General features: G+C 40.3%; 2 protein-coding genes. Both read right to left on the bottom strand.

Going from position 1 to position 2,161, the window contains the following annotated elements:
* The coding region (locus AC06OU_RS10365) for a bifunctional metallophosphatase/5'-nucleotidase (protein ID WP_475855601.1) at window positions 1–1,276 on the bottom strand (1,276 nt) is incomplete at its 3' end.
* Window positions 1,277–1,540: 264 nt separating this feature from the next.
* The coding region (locus AC06OU_RS10360; RefSeq protein WP_475855600.1) for a Gfo/Idh/MocA family oxidoreductase at window positions 1,541–2,161 on the bottom strand (621 nt) is incomplete at its 5' end.

Genomic DNA, 2,161 nt, shown 5'->3' with positions numbered 1-2,161 from the left:
GAGTACTATTGAAATACCCAACTGCCCATTCCATATAATCCTTTAAATCTTTTCCTGTTACTTCATAGACAGAAACTTCGCCACCAGCAAACTGGTAGTTGTAAGCAATGTCTTTTTTCTTTATAGGTCCAACATTTAAGGACGCTTTGTCATTATCTATCTGATGAGCTACCACATCTGCATTACTATAATGAAGCATCACCTCATGGAAAAAGTCCGACAAAGGTGTTTCTTGGACTTGTACTGCTGGGATACCGTCTATTTCATTAGGAGGAACAAGGTTTGTCCCTTTTAATTGTGCGACCACCACATTTGCGTCTGCACGAGCGAACTCATGGTAAGGCTGCAATAATTTTTCCAGCTCTTCATCCGACTTTACAGTGGTTCCGTCTGCAGCTTTGACTGGAATTGTGGAAGCACCTTTATCCTTCAGTGTTAACTTTTCCCCATCCTTGGTGAAGGTTAAATCAATTCTTGAAATATGAGTACCATATTTTGCAGGCTCTGTAATTACAACGCCATTTACATTTTCACTGTTAATCAATACATGGTTATGCCCTGCAAAAATACCAGCTAGCTCTGGCACTGCATTAGCAATGTCCATTACGCCTGTTCCAGGATTACCGTTTTCATTTTCAAGACCCATATGTAAAAGACCAATCATTACATCTACTTTACCTTCTAGCTCTTTCACTGCTTTTTTCGTTTCCTCTACAGGATCCTTGACGACTAGACCCTCTAAATGATCCGTACCCTTTTCATACTGTGTTATTAATGGAGTGACCATCCCGATGATTCCAACCTTTACTCCATCACGTTCGATAATAGTATAAGCAGGTAAAAAACGTTCCCCATTTTCCTTGTATACATTACCTGCAAGTCTTGGTCCTTTGAATTGACTAGAAACCTTGTCTAACACATCTAAACCAAAGTTAAATTCATGGTTACCAAAAGTCCATGCCTCATAGCCCATCGCATTAATCGCTTGAGTCATAGGAGATAACGGCTGATCGTTGAATAGCTCTGCAGAATTGTCCTGTATCAAATCTCCATTATCCAATAAAATGGTGTTTGGATTCTCTGCTCGCACTTGCTTAATAATGGTATATAGCTGCGTAAGACTCCCGCTTACATTCGGACCATCTATCGCATAATCCCACGGCATAAATCGCCCATGAATATCTGAAGTTGCAAGAAGGGTAATATTAATATCCTTTTCTTCTGCATGTACAGGAAGTTGTTTTAGAAACATTCCATTCCCTAATAATAAAACCACAACTAAAAAACTTGCTACAATCCCTTTCCCACTAAACAAATTTTCTCCCCCTTATTAAAGTTCATTTATTATAACTTTATTATTATATCATTCGGAATAATCGTAATAATACCATTTTTCTTATAAATTTTAACTTTTTTTTAGTTAAAAACACGAACAATCAATAAAAAAGGTTAAATATTATATGCCTTTAATTAACCTCCGACTATCTAAACCATTCAAAAAAACACCATCCAAGCCTCAGCTCGAATGGTGTTTTTCATCTTATAATCCCTTATTAATCTCCTCAATAATCCTTACAATCTCCGCCGTCTCCTCTAAAGATACGGTTGCTTTCCCTGTTTCAAAAAATTCTACCATATGCTCGACCAAGCCAGCGTAAAAAGGTTTCTCTTCTTCCCATAGCTTCAATATCTGTACATCATCCGCGGAGTGCAATACTGCTCCAAAACGGCTGTGCCATTCGGTTTCTCCTCGAATGATGAGGTGTCGGCCATCGTTGTATATCAGGTGGACGTGGTGACAATCTGCCTTTTGCTCTACCTGTACCTTCTCCACGCCTGTCCCGAAAAGAGTGACCGCCATTTCGACTAGGTGGATACCGTACCAGAAGTATCCGGTTAGCTGCTCCTGCATGGGGGTTGGTCCGTAGAAATAGCCACTGCTCCAGTCTACTGACCCTTTGACCGCCATAACCGATTCCGAAAAACGTAAAGCAGAGGAGCTCATGACAGGTGTCGCGTGTTCTTTACTTAACCTAATAACCTCTGCCATTTCCTTACTGCTCATGACGACTGGCTTATCGATAAACACCGGCTTACCATAAGGCACAATTTCCTTGAACCAGTCTAGATGATTGCGCCCATCGACTGTCCCTATAATGAC

Source organism: Psychrobacillus sp., from assembly GCF_056205495.1.
This window is presented reverse-complemented; position numbering and strand designations above follow the sequence as displayed.